Origin of the sequence: Desulfitibacter alkalitolerans DSM 16504, from assembly GCF_000620305.1 — a bacterium.
Lineage (GTDB): Bacteria > Bacillota > DSM-16504 > Desulfitibacterales > Desulfitibacteraceae > Desulfitibacter > Desulfitibacter alkalitolerans.
The window spans coordinates 246,653-263,530 of sequence record NZ_KK211101.1 but is presented as its reverse complement, the minus strand read 5'-3'; the positions used below and the strand labels follow the sequence as shown (position 1 = coordinate 263,530).

The 16,878-nt window shown below is 43.3% G+C and carries 20 protein-coding genes; all 20 read right to left on the bottom strand.

What is annotated here, in order from left to right:
• Nucleotides 1–82 precede the first annotated feature (82 nt).
• The 20 genes from K364_RS0113115 to K364_RS0113020 all read right to left on the bottom strand — a co-directional run bounded on the left by K364_RS0113115 (nucleotide 83) and on the right by K364_RS0113020 (nucleotide 16,872).
• Nucleotides 83–628, bottom strand: a complete 546-nt coding sequence (locus K364_RS0113115; protein ID WP_028308398.1) for a hypothetical protein — start codon at nucleotides 626–628, stop codon at nucleotides 83–85.
• A complete protein-coding gene (locus tag K364_RS0113110) occupies nucleotides 625–1,020 on the bottom strand; it encodes a DUF4320 family protein (RefSeq protein WP_028308397.1) in 396 nt (131 codons plus the stop codon). Before K364_RS0113110 ends, K364_RS0113115 begins: the two co-directional genes overlap by 4 nt.
• A gap of 36 nt (nucleotides 1,021–1,056) precedes the next feature.
• Nucleotides 1,057–1,944, bottom strand: coding sequence for a type II secretion system F family protein (locus K364_RS0113105; protein ID WP_028308396.1), 888 nt, complete (start codon nucleotides 1,942–1,944; stop codon nucleotides 1,057–1,059).
• On the bottom strand, nucleotides 1,932–2,714 hold the full coding sequence (locus tag K364_RS0113100; protein ID WP_028308395.1) for a JAB domain-containing protein: 783 nt from the start codon (nucleotides 2,712–2,714) through the stop codon (nucleotides 1,932–1,934). The genes K364_RS0113105 and K364_RS0113100 overlap by 13 nt, the downstream gene beginning before the upstream one ends.
• Nucleotides 2,711–3,010 carry a hypothetical protein gene (locus K364_RS0113095; RefSeq protein WP_028308394.1) on the bottom strand — a complete coding sequence of 100 codons (300 nt, stop codon included), beginning with the start codon at nucleotides 3,008–3,010 and terminating at the stop codon, nucleotides 2,711–2,713. Before K364_RS0113095 ends, K364_RS0113100 begins: the two co-directional genes overlap by 4 nt.
• Nucleotides 3,011–3,069: 59 nt before the next feature.
• Nucleotides 3,070–3,999 (bottom strand): membrane protein, encoded by a 930-nt coding sequence (locus K364_RS0113090; protein ID WP_028308393.1) that lies wholly within the window; start codon nucleotides 3,997–3,999, stop codon nucleotides 3,070–3,072.
• Nucleotides 3,996–5,348 carry a CpaF/VirB11 family protein gene (locus K364_RS0113085; RefSeq protein ID WP_028308392.1) on the bottom strand — a complete coding sequence of 451 codons (1,353 nt, stop codon included), beginning with the start codon at nucleotides 5,346–5,348 and terminating at the stop codon, nucleotides 3,996–3,998. The genes K364_RS0113090 and K364_RS0113085 overlap by 4 nt, the downstream gene beginning before the upstream one ends.
• The gene (locus tag K364_RS0113080) at nucleotides 5,341–6,093 is read right to left on the bottom strand and encodes a ParA family protein (protein ID WP_028308391.1); all 753 of its coding nucleotides are present in this window, start codon (nucleotides 6,091–6,093) and stop codon (nucleotides 5,341–5,343) included. Before K364_RS0113080 ends, K364_RS0113085 begins: the two co-directional genes overlap by 8 nt.
• Entirely contained in the window at nucleotides 6,083–6,895 is an 813-nt protein-coding gene (cpaB, locus tag K364_RS24070) for a Flp pilus assembly protein CpaB (protein WP_051534055.1), read from the bottom strand. Before cpaB ends, K364_RS0113080 begins: the two co-directional genes overlap by 11 nt.
• Before the next feature lie 21 nt (nucleotides 6,896–6,916).
• The gene (locus K364_RS0113070; protein WP_028308390.1) at nucleotides 6,917–7,369 is read right to left on the bottom strand and encodes a prepilin peptidase; all 453 of its coding nucleotides are present in this window, start codon (nucleotides 7,367–7,369) and stop codon (nucleotides 6,917–6,919) included.
• Nucleotides 7,363–8,085: a DUF3848 domain-containing protein gene (locus tag K364_RS0113065; RefSeq protein ID WP_028308389.1), complete on the bottom strand. Its 723-nt coding sequence runs from the start codon at nucleotides 8,083–8,085 to the stop codon at nucleotides 7,363–7,365. Before K364_RS0113065 ends, K364_RS0113070 begins: the two co-directional genes overlap by 7 nt.
• Nucleotides 8,075–9,391 (bottom strand): DNA cytosine methyltransferase, encoded by a 1,317-nt coding sequence (locus tag K364_RS24065; RefSeq protein WP_035269267.1) that lies wholly within the window; start codon nucleotides 9,389–9,391, stop codon nucleotides 8,075–8,077. Before K364_RS24065 ends, K364_RS0113065 begins: the two co-directional genes overlap by 11 nt.
• A gap of 37 nt (nucleotides 9,392–9,428) precedes the next feature.
• Nucleotides 9,429–9,755 (bottom strand): hypothetical protein, encoded by a 327-nt coding sequence (locus K364_RS0113055; protein ID WP_028308388.1) that lies wholly within the window; start codon nucleotides 9,753–9,755, stop codon nucleotides 9,429–9,431.
• 6 nt (nucleotides 9,756–9,761) lie between these two features.
• On the bottom strand, nucleotides 9,762–9,971 hold the full coding sequence (locus tag K364_RS0113050) for a hypothetical protein (RefSeq protein ID WP_028308387.1): 210 nt from the start codon (nucleotides 9,969–9,971) through the stop codon (nucleotides 9,762–9,764).
• Between the two features lie 67 nt (nucleotides 9,972–10,038).
• Complete coding sequence (locus K364_RS0113045; RefSeq protein ID WP_028308386.1) at nucleotides 10,039–10,872, bottom strand: conjugal transfer protein TrbL family protein; 834 nt, start codon at nucleotides 10,870–10,872, stop codon at nucleotides 10,039–10,041.
• Nucleotides 10,873–10,934: 62 nt separating this feature from the next.
• Nucleotides 10,935–11,225, bottom strand: a complete 291-nt coding sequence (locus K364_RS0113040) for a SpoVG family protein (protein WP_081927265.1) — start codon at nucleotides 11,223–11,225, stop codon at nucleotides 10,935–10,937.
• Nucleotides 11,226–11,537: 312 nt separating this feature from the next.
• A complete protein-coding gene (locus K364_RS0113035) occupies nucleotides 11,538–11,933 on the bottom strand; it encodes a DUF6262 family protein (protein ID WP_035269263.1) in 396 nt (131 codons plus the stop codon).
• On the bottom strand, nucleotides 11,926–13,461 hold the full coding sequence (locus tag K364_RS24060; RefSeq protein WP_035269415.1) for a site-specific integrase: 1,536 nt from the start codon (nucleotides 13,459–13,461) through the stop codon (nucleotides 11,926–11,928). Before K364_RS24060 ends, K364_RS0113035 begins: the two co-directional genes overlap by 8 nt.
• Complete coding sequence (locus tag K364_RS0113025) at nucleotides 13,458–15,713, bottom strand: site-specific integrase (protein WP_028308383.1); 2,256 nt, start codon at nucleotides 15,711–15,713, stop codon at nucleotides 13,458–13,460. Before K364_RS0113025 ends, K364_RS24060 begins: the two co-directional genes overlap by 4 nt.
• The gene (locus K364_RS0113020) at nucleotides 15,706–16,872 is read right to left on the bottom strand and encodes a tyrosine-type recombinase/integrase (protein ID WP_028308382.1); all 1,167 of its coding nucleotides are present in this window, start codon (nucleotides 16,870–16,872) and stop codon (nucleotides 15,706–15,708) included. Before K364_RS0113020 ends, K364_RS0113025 begins: the two co-directional genes overlap by 8 nt.
• Nucleotides 16,873–16,878: the final 6 nt, after the last annotated feature.

Here is a 16,878-nt window from a genome sequence, read left to right as displayed (position 1 = left end):
CTTGCGTAACGTCCAGTAATAATTACGCACTATGTTTCATATCATTTCTGATGTTTTATCAACATAAATCATATAGGCTCTATCAGAACTTAGGTGTGTAACCGGCTTTGAGTTTCATTTTTATCTGCATCGGCGGTAGATGCCCCCATCCAAAAGATAAGGGCACAGCTATATCAACTGTACCCTCAACGGTGAGCTGGCTGATTCCGTTTATATTTGACGGAGCCAAAGGAGCATTGGTTACACTTACCGACAATCCCGAAACTGCATACTCCAATGTACTGCCGGCATACTTTACATACTTGCCATTTTCTTGTTTCAATCCAAGATTATCCTTGAGCCTTCCGTAAACGTCGCCGGTTGTTATATTTTGATTCCAGGATGTCCCTGAAAGAACATATCCTCCTGAGTACCCTTCACGCAGACCGTTATAAGCTTCATCCCAATTTTCAGTAGCTACATCAATTACTGCTGATTGGACAGCATCTCTTACACCTACAGCCACTATCATCAGTCGCATATACTCAAAGGCAGAACTGGACAAAATAATGATAGCAAGTACAACTGCAATAATTAAAGGTGTAGAACTGCCCGTTTTATCAGATAGGACATTTTTCAGTTTCGTCACTTATGATACACCTCCGATGCACCCGTTGCTTTTGACGTTAATGTGATTGGAAATGAAGCAAATTCGCCAAACAGCCCAATGTTTACGGAAGTGGTCAAAGTAACGGTAAATTCCTCATTGAGTTGAATATTGCCCATTCTCGACCATTGTATTGTAGGGTTTAATCCTGTTTGATTACGAAGTTGTTCCGCTTTGACTGTGGTAGCACTTCCTACGCCACCGGCAATTTCAGCAGTCCTGCAAAGTTCAGTGGCAAATGTATCTAATTGTTGCTTTGCGATAAATACAGGCATAACCTTGACAAAAAGCGCCAAGACCATTGCAATCGCCAAAACCAAAACACATGCATCAACAAAGCTCGCACCTTTTTTATCTTTAAATAACTCGATCAATTGTGACCCTCCTTTCCTTGAACATGAAAAATACAGTTAGAACATCTTGCCGAGTGCATTAATAATCTCATAACCAAGGATGCCAAGATACATGAACAGGAAGCAGCCGAGCATGGTAAATGAATATTTCTTAACCTTTCCAGGCTGTTTCATAGCAATCAATTTCAGCTTTTGAAGTTCCATTTGCTTAAAAGCATGGTTAAGCATTTCAAAATACATGACTCCGTTATCTCCGCGTTTTACAGATATAAGCCCTCGCACAACATCGGACAGCATGGTGCTGCCGATTCGAGATTCCAACCTTGTAAGTGCTGTTTCTTCGTTACCTGATTTCATGTCTGCAATAGTTATTTCAAGTTCCTGTCTGAAACTTTCTCCTGCACTTTTTTGATAGGATTGCAAAATCGCCGGAACATCGCGAGTGGCTTTTAACGACTGTGATACCGTGGAAACAAACCTTGGCAATTCATATTCAATTTCTTCTCTCTTTTGTCGTAAAATTTCATCAGCAAAGCGAAGCTCTTTGAAAAGCACCGCAATAGCCAATAATATGATAACCGGTGCTAAAATTGGGAGCATGGGTAAAATGGGTATAAGCAAAGCAGCAATCAGCCCTGATTTAACCCAAGCTTTTGCAATATAGGTTTCAGGTGTCAGTTTGATTCCTGCGGACTTTAAAGTAGCAGTCATTTTTCTTTTCTTGTAATCGTCCATCCTTATAAATTTAGAAAACTTGGAAGCCAATTCAAAAATAATGACTTCCATGTTTTTTGTTTGCTTTTTATCCTGCCTTGCAACATTTAAGACTGCTTTGGTTGTTGCTATTCTCGGCAGGTGTAGTGCCTGAGCAAGGATAAAATACATACCACTTGCCAGCAGCAGTCCAGAAGCAGTTAAAATGAAGAATAACATCAAATCTCCCATTCATCTTCCTCCTCGCCATCCTGTTCAAAGCAATACATGCTGTCCAGTTCTAAATCGTCTTTGTTCAACATATCAGCATTGAAGCCCATTATTTCTTCTTTGGCCATCTTTCTATCACTCAAAGGAATTGCGTCATAACTTACATGAGGGGATGGATGGGGAATGCTTCCCCTCTCGGCCATGGAGTGGTAATTGATATTTGCAACGATAATATGGTCTACCACACTGATCTGAAGTGGTGCAAAGATGGATACCAACTTTTCTGTGATATCTCGGTCTTGGATTGAAGGATTTAGGCTTCCCCCAGGGTGATTATGAGCTAAAATGATTGATTTGCAGTCACAGTCAAGAGCAGCCTTTAGAATCATCCTTGGATAAACAACTGCTTCTCCAATACTTCCCTCAGAAAATGTTCTTGTTTCGATGATGTTGTTGCCGCTATCTAAAAAGGCTGCCATGAACTTCTCTCTGTCTTTAATTCCGCCCAATAAAGAAACAAAATACTCCCCTGCTACCGTAGAAGAGTTTAATACAATCTTGTTCTCCTTCTCCTGTAATTTGAGAAGTTTATAGGTAGATATAAACTCATTTAAGACATAGATCTTTTCAAGCTGCTGTTTGTTAGGCTCAATAATGTTGGGGTGTTCCAAAACATTAAAGAGATTGTTCTCGGCTGCATATTTTTTGAGTTTACTTTCAGAAATCCCTGTAAGCCTTGTCAAACCTTTAATGAAACTGGATGCATAAGCCTCATCATACTTTTTCTTCACTGCTTTGCACCACCTTCCGTGCTGTCAATCTTCTGTGTTCTTATTTCATCTATCAGTACCTCCGGCATTACCTCTTCGCCCATACCAAACAGCACGAGTCTAACAGCATTCAACTTTTCAAAGACATCTGCTGAAAAATCAAAGGTTTCAAGGTTCTTGAAAAATCCCCCTGCTCCATAGTACTGGATGCACCTGCTGATTTGTTCTGTAATGTCCGAATCAACTTCAAAGAGCTTCCCTAATAGTTGGGAAGCCCTTTCATAATCTTTCTGTTTAATTGTTTTATCTTGTAACATGGTAAAAACTCCTTTCTTGCTTATATTTGCGCTAAGTAATCTGTGGTTTTGATTTGATACTACCTCTTATACTCGATTGGTTTGGTAAGCCTGATTACTGCGGCAAAAGAAATAAGTATTGCGAAAGCACATATAGCCAATATTCCCTTACCAAGTGCCGTATTCATGAGTACCGAATACCAGTCTCTGTTTAAGAAATAAATAAGCGGAATATTTGCCACCAAAAGCAGAGCCATTGTGATAAACTCTTTCAACGGTTCATACATCAGATAATCCAGCTCTGCTGAAACAATTCGCATATCAGAGAGCTTTGAGATGATTGGTGACAATGTAGTTTTTAGTGTTTTGTCCTCCTGGCAGGCAATCATGGCATCTACCCACTCACTAAAAACATAATGGTTCAGCTTTGGTTTCATATCAGAAAGAGCCTGCTTCACATTAACATTAATCATTTTTGCCTGTGTCAAGAATGATTGAAAAACATTGGAGATTGGTGGATTCAGATAGGTGATATTCTCCTGAACAGCAGTAATAATACTCTCATTTCTCAAATAGCTTGTGGTAATTATTGATAGAGCTGTTTCCATTTCTGCATTCATCTGCTTTTTGTAGGAATGAGAAGTAAAAATTAAATACCAAAAAGGGACAAGAGCCAGCCCAATTGAAGCAACAGGAACCATTAGAAAGTTATCCATGAGAACAGAAGCAAATAACCCTATTACCATGAGAAAAAAGGATAACGCACATATTGCTCCGAATTTGCCCTCCTTGCCCATGAGGGATAAAACCTCTTTGGCATCTCTTACAGTTTTTCTGATTCCCTTAACAGGCTTTGGATTTTTTATTGCTTCAATTCTCTTTCCAATCGGTGTTTTGCGGTTCTGAAAGGGTTTTACAATATTTTCGGCAAACTCAAAAGGCGATAAATTTAAAATCAAAAAAAATCCTGCAATCAGACCTACAAAGGCAATTAAAATAAATAATGTCATGCTACATCAGCTCCTTCTGTGATTTTTTCAAGCAGACTCACAGGCATACCGTTTTCAAGAAGTCGCTTTTGCAGACTTTGCGATATATTGCCGACCTTCTGATATTTACCCTTAATCTGCACCTTGCCATCCACAACTGTATTTTCAGTGATATGGTAACGAAAAAGAGTGTGAATTTTGCGTGTCCCGTCTTCGCAAATCTCACACTCTGTTATTTCCATGACTTTACGGCTGTTATCCTCTAACTTCTTAATAAACATGACCAGCGGAAAGGCCTCAGTCACAAGGTTATATAAGGTCTTATCATTGATATCATATTTCTGGGTACACAGTGTTACCATACGATGATATGTTGCGGTACAACTGTTTGCATGGGTTGTAGTAATAACGGCATGACCGGTTCGAGCTGCTTCCTGGGCTGCAAAAGCTTCTGCCGATTTCATCTCACCGACGCAGATAACATCAGGGTTACAAGTAAGGGCATACTCCAGAAGTTTTTCCTGGTCAATATTCTGCTTGGGGTCTTCCGAATATCGGGTGACGGTATGCACCACATTGTTGATGACGTTACCCCTTTCATCCTCTTTTACAAGGTCAAATTCTCGACAGCCATTCTCAATGGTAAAGATACGTTTTTCATCGGGAACGGTAGATAAAAGCCAGCTCATCAAAGTGGTTTTGCCTGAACCCGTACTACCGGTTACACACATTGACAACCCATATCTCAAACAGGTACTTAAAAAGTCCAACATTTGTGCTGTGGCCGTATTATTTTTTATAAAATCATTTCTCCTCAGTTTTTGAGGATTAACAATACGGATTGAAGCAGCCACACCCTTATCTGCATCAGTGATAGGGTTTCCCAAAACAGTAATACGGATTTTGTTGGAAAGATGCCCCACCACACCGGGCTGTGAGTTATCAAGTATCATACCCGATTTGTGAAGTAATCTGCGGACTACATCAACGGCGTGTTCAGGACTGCTAAACTTCTCAGTGGAAGGGAGAACCCTTCCATCTGAATAAGTTATCTTGACATCTTTCCAACTGTTGATATTGATCTCCTCAATATTGGTTGCAAAAAGATATTGGGTTAGAAAAGAGAACTCTGCCATCTCTGTATACAGGCGTTCAACGAGTTCTTCTCCATCCATGCCTTCTACGCCCAATCTGTAATCCGTAAGGTATTTTGCAATAAATGCTGTTATTTGTTGTTTCTGTTCTGCCGGGTTATTTGCAATCATGGTAGCATATTTACTTGATAAGTATTCCTGTATTTCCTTTAGAACCTCAGAGAATCCCTTTTTGTTTTTGGCTACATTATAGAACAGGCCGATGTTTCTACTCATCGCCAAACACCTCCTTTACGATTACCTTTAAGACCATGTCATATGCTTTTGCAGCTTTCCCAGGTATACTATCAAAAAGTGTGAGAGAAGAATTTTGTTCATCAATGGCTTGTACATAGGGCAAAGTATAGGAAACACCGCCAAAAGCATTCTTATATTCTTCGCCATCCTGCAACGGCCTTACATTTGAAAGCACTTTAATATGTTTGTCTACATTGAATTTAGGCTCACTAAGCAGTGGCAATACGGACCTGAAATAGGACACGCTTTTCAAATCACAGCTTCCAATCCTTAATACTCCATCAGCCACTTCCAAGGCTACTGTTGAAATAATACTTTCAGTTAGCATACTGGAACAATCTATAACCACATAATCAGCAATATGGCGAAGAAGGACCAACAGATCAACTGCTCGGTCTTTCTTGTACTCAGCATAGGAAAATGGATTTTCTCCGGCCTTGTACCCCAGCAAACTAATATAAGGATTCTTATCAAAAGAAACACAGTTTCTTAAAATGACTTCCTGTGTAATGTTAGGAGCTGTCAATACCTCACCGATTGAAACATCAATCGGCGTTTTGGATTTAAAAATTGTGGGTAGTGTGGGACAAATATCATCACACAGCAGGAGCAGCACATTTTTCTTTTGATCTGCAAGCTCTTTTGCCAGTTTTATGGCACTAACCGTTTTCCCACTTCCTGGACTCCCCCATACTGTTAACAATTGTTTTCCTTTATTCGGCATCAGCGTTACCCTCCTCTTTCTGCTCATTCTGTTTGACGTTTGTAACTGTGTTTGGGGTGCCCTCCTTTTTCTCAAAGAGTTTGTCCTGTTCAGCTAAAAACTTGTTGGCATTTTCGTTAGTACCACGGTAAACCAAGGTGGCATGAACGTTTCCTTTCTGCTCAAGGTCTGCAAGTATCTTAGCCTGTTCTGTATTGACAAGCAAAGTTATAGTCGCCGGCAATTTCTTTTCTTCGTTTTCACCGCTGGTTTCTTTTTGTGGCACATATTCCTTATCATCACCTGTTTCTGCGGTTGCTGCCAGAACTTTTACATATTGAAGTTCAGGTGGAATAGTTGCTTTTCCCAAGTTATCGTAATTTGCAGATATAAGGGTTACGATATCACCGGCTTCCAATTTGCCTGACAAACCAGCAGCAAAAGACTTGATGGTAATGGACATAGCAACCTTTGTCCCATCCAAGTCATTTAAGTATTCAAACTCAGCAAGTGGCTTTTCAGATAGTTTTGAAACAAGGATATAGTCACCTTTTTGCAAATCAGCATTGATATATTTTCCGACGGCACTATCTTTACTCTTAATAACGTTGTCCGGAAGGTTATATGCCCCCACTTTCACGATTTCCAGCTTGTCAGCAGTAAGCACTTCACCTTTTTTCACTGTCGATGATACTCTGACAATTTCCGTTTGTGCACGCAATCCACTGTTAATCAAAGGCGTAAGCCCAAAGCAGATGACAAGAGAAAGGAAAATACATACCAGTCCGATGACTGTTCGGTTTTTAAAAATATTCAAATTCATATTCAATAGCCCTCCTGTTTTTTAATTGATTGCACTTACTAAAAGTGCCAAGTATGAAAAAATACCTCCTACACAGAAAAAAGGTGCAAGAGGTAATGCGATTGAGTTTAGCTTTTTACTTTCACTCGAAAGTCTTATACATAGTCCTGCTATCATAGCAAGAACAAGAGAAATAATGCTTTGCATAGCCCCAAGGGGTGCACCCAGCACAAAACCACAAGAAGCCATCAACTTTATATCACCACCACCAATTGAAAAGCCGTCATCCCTGTGTATCAGGATTGCCGCAAGAAAATACGGCAGTCCTGTCATAACAAGTCCTGAAAGTGCATCCCAAGTATCAATTGCCAATAATCCTGTTATCATTATGAGTAACGAAATAGCATCTGGAATTTCACGCTTTCGTATGTCCCACACAGCAGCTAAGACAAGTAGCAAGGCAAACAATCCACCTTTTATTATCAGAATCAGCATTGTTCTAATTCTTCCTCTATTTCTTGGGGAATCTCCTGTTCTTCGTTTTCGTACTCGGCATAGTAGTCCTCCATAATGGCAGGAAGTTTACCGTTAAAATGATAATTATGAATTGTCAGTTCATGCTCCTGCGTGTCAATCAAACTATTCATGCTGTCACGAAGCATATCCATATAGGAGTAATCGCTGTGCTGCCATTCGGTATAAATGCAGTCCAATGGGTTTTGCATGGTAAGCAGGATATTGATTTGCTTCTTGTCCAAATCGTGATATTCAAGCAAAGACAAAATATCTGCTTTCATCACAATCTCATAAGCCGCATCAATGATTTGCTGTGGTGTTTTTCCTTTCAGATTTTCAAGAAATTCCGCATATTCGTTGCTTGCTCTTTCATAAAGCTGACGATCTCTGTCATCATAGTCCAATTGCTCAAGAAAACGATGAGTTACTTCATAGAAGTCATTTCGCTCTAATTTCACGGTTTCAAAATCAAGTTCTTCCCAATAGTCAAGCATACGGTCCAGAATGTTATCCAGTTTTTCAATCAGTCCTGCCATTCTTTCCGTCAGTGGCGTATTATATAAGGCATTTCTAAAAGCAGTTTTTACTTGCAAATCATTAAAGAATATATCGTCGCGCTTTGCTACGGAGACTGATTCTTCAAACATTTTCAGTTCCTCATCAATTCTTTTAATAAGTCCTTCCTTATCTGCCACAACCATCATCCTCCATTTCCCGTTTAACTTCCAATATTTTCATCCCAAGTGCAAAAACCACTGTAACCGTTACTGAGTTTCCTGCTTGTTTATACAGTTGATTATCAGAGTTGATTGTCCTTGCTTTATCAAACATCTCATCAGAAAATCCCTGCAATCGCCAGCATTCTCTCGGTGTTAATCTGCGGATACGGCCACAGCCAATAAAAGCCGTTCCTTGGTTGCATCCGGTTTCCAGCGTTTGTGCCACACCTTTGCCTATTCGCCCTCGTCTTGTTTTGCTATTAGGAAAAGCAAAGTTGATGGTGTCACCGCATCCGGCTTCTGCATACCCCAGTTTTGTCGCTTCCTTGATTCTGATTCTTTTTTGGCAATTCTCACAATCACAGAGCATAACACCGTGGCGGTCTTGTGCTGTCAAAGTAAAACTCGGTTCACCGCAAGGTTTAAAGCGAGGACCGTTTTGCCTTTTTTCTATTCGGTTCGGAGTCAGGACAGCTCTCGCACATGCATAATAAACGCCGGAATTATCAGCCCCTCGGTTGGTAATTCCGGCGTTATATCTCGCTTTTATACAGCGAGCCGTGTCGGTTATTTTACTATTTTTGTTTAGGTCAATGAAATACAACCCTGTTTTTCCACCCCAGCCACCGCTTTGAGCTGAAAGGGTTACACTTGTACCTTCGGGACTGTATACTCTCTGTCCCTGCATTCCTCCAATGAGTTGGATAAGAGTTTTTCCGTCGCTTCCGGTGAGAGGAAATATTTTTCCGGGACTTTTGTTTCCAGAATGTCTATAAGCGACAATGTAGATCCGTTCTCGATTTTGTGGGACTCCGTAATTGCGTGAATTAAGAAGTCCGTACTGACAATCATAGCCGAGTGTGGCCAGCGTATAGAGAATGGTTGTAAAGTCCCATCCTCGATTAACGGATAACAGATTTTTAACATTTTCAAAGATAATCCATTGGGGTTTATCTTCGGCATTTTTGCCCTGGATGAGTCTAACAACTTCAAAAAAGAGTCCGCTTCGCTTTCCGTTAAGCCCTCGCTGGCTGCCTGCGACCGAAATATCCTGACAAGGAAATCCGGCAGTCCAGATGTCGGCTCTTGGAATTTCTTCTGGTCTGACTGCTGTGATATCTTTTGCAAACCATTCATCCTCCTTTACATCAAAAATTGCCCGGTAGCTTTGATCGGCAAATTTATCTATTTCGCAATGTCCGATACATCTCATCCCACAAGCTTCCAAGCCTGCCCGAAAACCGCCAATTCCACTGAAAAAATCAATGAAGGTCATTTCCATAGGCAAATCACACTTCTTGTCCCAATAGTACGGCTCATTATTTATTCATCCTCCATTCATCTCCATAAGCATATGGATAATATTTTTGGCTTCTCGCAAATCGCACCATGTTTTGAACCTGATCTACTACCGAAAGATTTGTCTGGTCTTTTGTTGTCATCATGACAGAACCGATAATCCCCGTAAGGATACAAATTACAGCAGGTGTAACATTATGCGAAAGTATCCATATAAAAAGAGCAACAACTCCTGCACCGATTGATCCAACAATAGATTGCAGAAGTTGTTTTCTTCCAAATCCGGGAAAAATCTCGGTTTCGGTTTTTACTCCCATAGGTATATATAGCTTTTCATCCATTTTCATCCTCCCTTAAGCATAGTAATAAAGCACCAAGTCTTTGATCTGCCAAATGCTTTCGGCAATAATATAGAAAACTACGGTGTTTTTGGCTCGTTTCTTATACTGGGCAGCTTCCTCCTCAGCAGCAGATAAGCGCACCATACAATAAATAAATCTTGCCGCTGCACCTATTCGTACCAGGCTGATGATTGCATTTGAAATGTCATCCATTGTCACCACTGATTAGTCACCGCCTTTCATATAGATATTGTAGTTTGCATGTCACCATTTAACATCTTTACCACTTCTATTTGGCCAGGTTTTTCGCCATACCGACAAGCCTTACGCTGTGATATACATTATTAATTACACCGGTTCCGCCACCACCGGTTGTGATGAGAAAATCTTGCAGGAATCTCGGTGTCCTGATTGCCAATACCATACAAGCAACTCCCCAAAAGATATGCATATTCAGCATCAGTCCTACGCCTAATTTTGCAAGAGATATTTGTATTACAACAGCAAGTGTTGACTGAAAAAACTTATTGATATATGTTTTAAAAACACCTTTATCATTGTCAAGAAGTCCAACACAGGCTAAAGGTACGCCGATCCTCAAAATCAATATTTCCAGTCCCCTCATAAGGAACTGGAAATACAGCATGAAGTAGCAGATAATAAAAATCAGCCCGAAAATTGCTGTTACTATCCCTAATGAAGAAATACCATTTACCCATGCCTGCCAATCGTAGCTTGTTGCTGCTCTAATGGCTATCAAGAGTTTATTGGTCATATCCTCCACTATACTGCCAAGCCATCCATAGATGGTAGGAAAGCATATCGCAACAGCTAACGCCCTAAAAAAATTGGTGAGCAGATATAGAGGTTCTTCATCAGCATCACCGTCTGTCCACATTACATAAGTTTCAAAGCCTTTTTTGAGAAACTTTAAGATAATCAAAGAAATACCAAATCCAAATATAATGTCAAACAGAGTTTCTGCAAGATTTACACCGGATACAACAGTCATATATTGTTCGGCATACAATGTCATAGGCACTATATCGGTTAAGAGATTGTTGATATAGGCTATAGAGCCGTTGAGCAAAGCAACGATTAGCATTACTAAAATGACTTCCAAATTTCAATCACTCCTTTCCAGGGGAGTACCTGAATGATACCCCCAAAGAAATTTCGTATCTGCTATTCGTGCTTTTCGTTATTGCTATCTGTTGATGTAATAACCGCTTGATAGGCTTCCAATACGCTTTTTTCTATCTGCTCTCTTACATTGGATTTGATCGGATGGCATATTTCAACATAACTTCCGTCTTTAATCTTGCCGCTTGGCATGGATACAAAAAGCCCCTTTGCTCCATTTACCAGCCGCACGTTTTTGATGATAAAACCTTCATCAATAATTAGATTTACAACTGCTTTCAACTTACCGTTGTCCTTGAATGTCTTTTTGATTTCTGTTTTGATGTTCATCATAAAATCCTCCTGATTTTTGTTTAAAAAAGCATTGGCGGTGCCGTTTGCACCGCCAATGCTTTTGATTGAGTCGTTTAGCCCTTGTAGTTAAACATCTCTTTGATGCGTTCTGTGATTGTCGGCAATACTTTTCTGCACGGTCGATTGACACGATTAAAGTATGCGGTTGTCGGTGGTGCGAGCGTTGTGAACTGAATTTGCTTGTTTTTCAAGATAAATCCCTTCTTTCATTTTTGATTTTTAAATAAAAAACACGACCAAACCTCACAGTTTAATCGTGTTCATTATTTCGCTGTAAATAGAACCGTTTATTTACTCCAGCGACTGCCGCTGCATCAGGAGAAACAGCTTGCCCCTTAGCATTTCGCATTCACTTTTCAAAGCGGTATTTTCTTCAGTAAGCCGACGAATCTGCTGATCATTTTCCTCAAGTTTTCGCTTCATTCGCTGCTTTGCAGTGGATTCAGGCGGCGTGCTCTCTGCCTCGCAAGCTTCTGAGGCTATAATTCCCTGACTGACCAAAACAGCCCGGATATGCTTTTTGCCGAAAACAGAACGGGACAATCCGGTATAATCCATAAGGTTTTTAATCGTCAGCCTGTGCCCTTCGGCTCGAAGCTCTGAAATTGCTCTCATTACGGTATTGATCGTGGTTTGGCGCTGGTGCTCCTGCCGCGCAATAAGCTCCTTGGGTACTTTGTTATTCATCTTGCTCACCTCCCAGCAGTTTGGCTGCGATCTTCTCAAATAAATCAGCGTTTCTCAACGCATTGGCGTGAATGGCCGGGAAATCCGAGAAACGGTCTGCTTTGCTGCGCCATGCGACCGCTTGTTCCTCGAAATAGGAAAGCTGATCTCTGTCCGGGATAAAATGCCCGCACTCAAGACAATCCCACATATCGCTTTTGCATCCGGTAACGTCGCCACAGATGCCTCCCGGAACCCTGTGGGCGCGGAGGTTTTTAAGCAGCCTCTTTTCAAGCATTTCCTCCATATGGAGAATTCGTCCGCCGAACAGGATATATGGATTATCCGGCGGCTTAGGCTCATTCAAAACATACCGCTGCTTTTGCAGGATAGTCTGAGGTTTTAAATCCAGATGGGAGTATGCATTCCATATCATGGCGTTTCCGTGGTGGCCCGTCATGTCGGCAATCTGTTCCAGCGTAAAGCCTGCCTCCAGCCTGTCGGTGATTCCGTTATGGCGGAATTGATGGGATGTCAGGTTGTAGACCTTCCCATTTTCATCCCGGACACCGTACTGTTCACAAATTCTTTTGAAATGGTAGTCCACAACGTCAGGATAGACACTTTGAACCCTGCCCGGCTGAGATGCCGTGCCATTTTTGTAATGAAGCACCCGCCGATAGGTAAAAAGACAACCGCGTTTGTTTTCAGGCAAATGCTCCTGCAATTCTGCCGCCGCTGCCTGCTGTTCCCGAAGCAAATCGAGAAGATATCCGGCGATTCCCGTATCTTCAATGTGGACAGAACGCAGGACCGGTTCCATATTGCCTCCGTTTTGCTTCCATGTTGGAATAAAGAGAACAAATTTCCCGTTGTACGGCTTTACACAGTCGATTGCCATCCCCAGCACTTCGGATATCCGGGAAGGAATGAGCCGCAACAGCCAGTAAATACACCGGATGTGCAGATCTATTTCTTCTTGCCGGAAGATACCGTCCAGCTTTTCAGCCACCTTATCCGGGATATATTTGGAGTCTAGCTTTTCAGCTCGCGCATATGGATTGCAGGCAAAAGGATTTTTGCAGGGTACCCCGTCAAACCCGTTCATAGTGCGAAACAGAGTGCCAGCCTCGCACCAGATGTCCCGTATGGTACTGTCCGCCAGGTTGGATGCATCCAGATGCTCCTTTAGCCTTGAAGCCGTCCATATGTCACAGCCCGAAAGCAGGGGGGCCGAGCAGGCTGCAGTCAGGAACTTCAGGAATGGAACCAGACGGGTTATCCGTGACCGGATCGTTCTGACCGTATCACCATGCAGCAGCCGCAGGAGTGAATAGTATTTCACCAGTTCTTTGTAAGCGGATGGAACGGCAGAAAAGTAGATGTTACTGTAATTCTTCGGCTCCGCCGCACTTCGCATTCGTTTGTCACACACCCATGTGTCCTCATCGAAGTGAATATTGCTGCCAAGCTGCGGCAAAAGGTCAAGATACCGGCTCTTTTGCTGCTCGTCGTAGTTTTCAATGTATTTGTATTGCGGAAGATTCATACCGAGGCACCTCCTTCTATAGCGTTTACAATGTTCTCATAGCAGTTAAGAAGGTATGTTGCCTGTCTGTATTCCCTGAATTCCTGATAGCCCGTAATACCAGCCTCAGCATAAGCGGCGAGGAGGCTGTTCACAACCTCGCGCTGTCCGTTCATGAGACTCTGCCAGTACGGAAGATACTTGGGTCCTGTACAAAGATTTTTGCAGTTTACACAGTTGATCAGGCTGCTCCTGCTTGTACAGCCGCCATCGGCCAGCTTTTTCAGGCAGAAGCCAAACTCCACCCGCCGCTGCTCCAGCCGGAAATCCATATACAACAGCCTGCGTTCTTCCTCTGTGTACTCCGCAAGCTGTTCATCCGACAGCAGAAGATCAAATTTTTCCCGGAAGAAGCTGGTATTGAGTTCCGCCAGCTTCATTTTCCGGACTTCGGCATAGTAGTTTGAGGCAGTGCTTCTGCTGAGATGTCCGAGCCAGTAAGCTAGCTCATCCACGGACGCTCCGTTTTCAATCAGGGTAACCGTCAGTGTTTTGCGCTGCTGCTTGCTGGTAAAATGCCATAGCCGGCCGTTTTCATCACGGAGGTCATATTTTTTAATGAGCCTGTTGATGACCAGCAGATAATTGCTCATACTGATCATGCTTGCCCGAAAATTCGGCCGCTTGTTGACAAACAGATACGGCACGCCAAGTTCCTTTCGCCACTCTTTCGTTTTGTGAATCTGTCCCGAGATTTCGTCTGCCAGTTCTTTTAAAATGAGCACTCTGTGATAATCCGGCACACCAGCCTTCCGTCTGGCGGTCAGGGTTTTATACTGCTTGTACTTAAGCTGGACAACGCCCTCATACTGTGACGGTTCCAGACAGTCCGACTCCAGAAAAAGCACCTCCTTCATACGCATGCCTGTGGCGGAGAAAATCCGGTACAGCAGAGCCTGCACCGGGTCAAGCTCATCCAGATGCTCATCGATCTGCTCCGCAACAGCCTCCGGAATAACGGCGGTCCGTACCTTGTAGTCCTTTGCGTTATGAAACCGGTAACGGGAAAAGGGGTTGTCTTGCGGAACCGGGCTGCGCATTGCTTCATCCCGATGATCGCTCATCAGATATTCCATGAGTACCGATAAAATACTGAAAACCCGCATGATATTGGACACCGACTTTCCTCCGGTTGTCTGTCCATATCTGCGCTCCATGCTCATATACAGCGCCCGGACATCGACGTCATCCACATCCGCGAAAAAATGAATGTTTGGATTGTTATCCGTGAGCAGATTGGTCGCGTACGCCAAGGTAGTAATGGAACGGTCTTTGTCGGCGGTGATGCTGTAATATCTGTGCTTCATGAAATATTTGATTTCAAGCCGCAGGGAAGGTGAATGAATTCCTGTAAAATCAATGGTTTCCCGGTGCAGGGAGGGTCCGTGCCTATGGAAGAGCGTCCACTTGTCACTGGACATATCAAACTGCAGGTGGTTTTCAGCAATGAATTTTTGGCACTGGATTTCAAACTCGCGGCTAACTGCGGCAGCAACCAGTGTTACAAACCTTGGATGAAAACGCGGGCCGGAAATGGATGTATCGCTGCCAAGCAGTTCGAGGCAGAAGCTTTGCGTAGTGATGAGCCTGCGCTGCTGCGTAAATCTTCCTGCAATGGTTTTGAGGTAATCTGTGATGACAGTCTCCGGCAGAAGACAAAGGTATTGTGTCGTTCTCAGAGGCCCAATCCGTTCCCGGATGGGGGCAAGTGTTTCTTGTTTCAGAACCTTCTCCCTGATCTTGTCTGCCCAGAAGGATGAAAAGCATTCCTCAAAGATATTCAAAAAGATCTTGCTGTCACAGGGGATGTCTCTCAAGATCGTAATCGGACTATCCGGCTGTTCAACCAGCCTGTTTCGGAACATGAACTCAAAAACAGGAAACATGGCCGTTTTGTTGGAAACAAAGCATCTTCCGGCTTGTTCCCATTGCTCGACATAGAGCTTTGAATAGTGCTCAAACATTTTCAAAAATTGCTTTTGATACACCTCAATGCCGATTCGTGCCAGAATGTTGTCCGTTAAGATGCAGGCAATGTCGCGGAGCATTTGCGGGCAGCTTTTGTAGGTTTCATTCAGCAGCAGTTCCCGGTACCGCTCTATCGTCCGGCCCGTCAGCTCGTCATCGACGCGCTTTCGCCTCTGAAAACGCAGGACAGTCCCATCTATGTCCCAAAAGGCGGTACAAGTCTTAATCTCAAGCAGTTTAATCATTGGCGCCACCTTTCTTCCGGTGCAGCTTTTCCATAACCGCTTTGGCTATGACCTGATTGTTGTGGTTCCGGTAGTGGACGATGGAATCGGCAGAGCGCCAGCCGAAGCTCTCCATAATGACGGCATCGGTGATGCCATCCTCCGGATGGAGTGCCTGACGCTCCAGATACTCCATCACCTTTGTACTGCGTCCGCTGTGCGTTCGTATTTTCTCAGGGTCAAGGCCTGCCCTTTGGGCGCATCTTTTCAGGATGGCATAGTAATTGCCGTAGCGAAGCGGCTTCCCCTGTGTACTGTCCCGCTGCAGGTTGATGAAAAGAAAATCGCTGATGACGCCGCTCTCGTTTTCCGCAATCATTCTCTCGGTCTGGATGTACCGGTTGAGCAGCTCGCAAAGCTCTGAGGGCAGCGCAACCACTCTAAGGGGATTGTCCCGGCCTGACCGGGCGCTTTGTTTCCCCTTGGAACGTGAGGGCCGGATGGTTTGTTCCACCGGATCATAGTGCTGGAGCTGCATACTCAGCACTTCATCGATCCGGAAACCCTCCAGCGTAATGCGGAATACCGCCTCATCCCGCAGCGTTTCAAAATGGCTGCACAGCGCATCCTTTTCCGCCTCCGAATACCACTTGATATATTCCCGGCGGGACTTTTGCCGCGGCAGGCTGCTGTCAAGGATGTACTGGTAGTCGCAGGAATAAATTTGGCCATACAGGAAGGATTTCCTCGCCCTGTATGTATCTGTTTTTGTTTGAAACGTGATGTTGGTTTCATAATTGTTGGCAAGCCATTTGTACAGCTCCGTTATGGCTGTCAGGTACCTGCCGGCTGTGGCGCAGACGATCTCCGTTTCAAGGAATTTCAGCTTGAGTTCCTCAAGACCGCCATAAAGCAGATAGTGAATAAAGCTTTTCACATGCCTGTTGGTGGCGGTATCGTACTCCACGCCGATACTATGGAGATAGTTCAGGTACACCACCAGCTTTTTGGCATACTCTTTTCCGGTGTTGGCATTTTGGAGGCTCCTGCTCTCGATCCATTGGTTGATCTCAAACATGGGAATCTGATAGTCGGTAATCATATACCTGTAAACCATTCCGTCGGACTGTGTTTCAAAGGCAAAGCGCACAAGCTTGAACCTTTTCTTATCATTTTTCATGACATG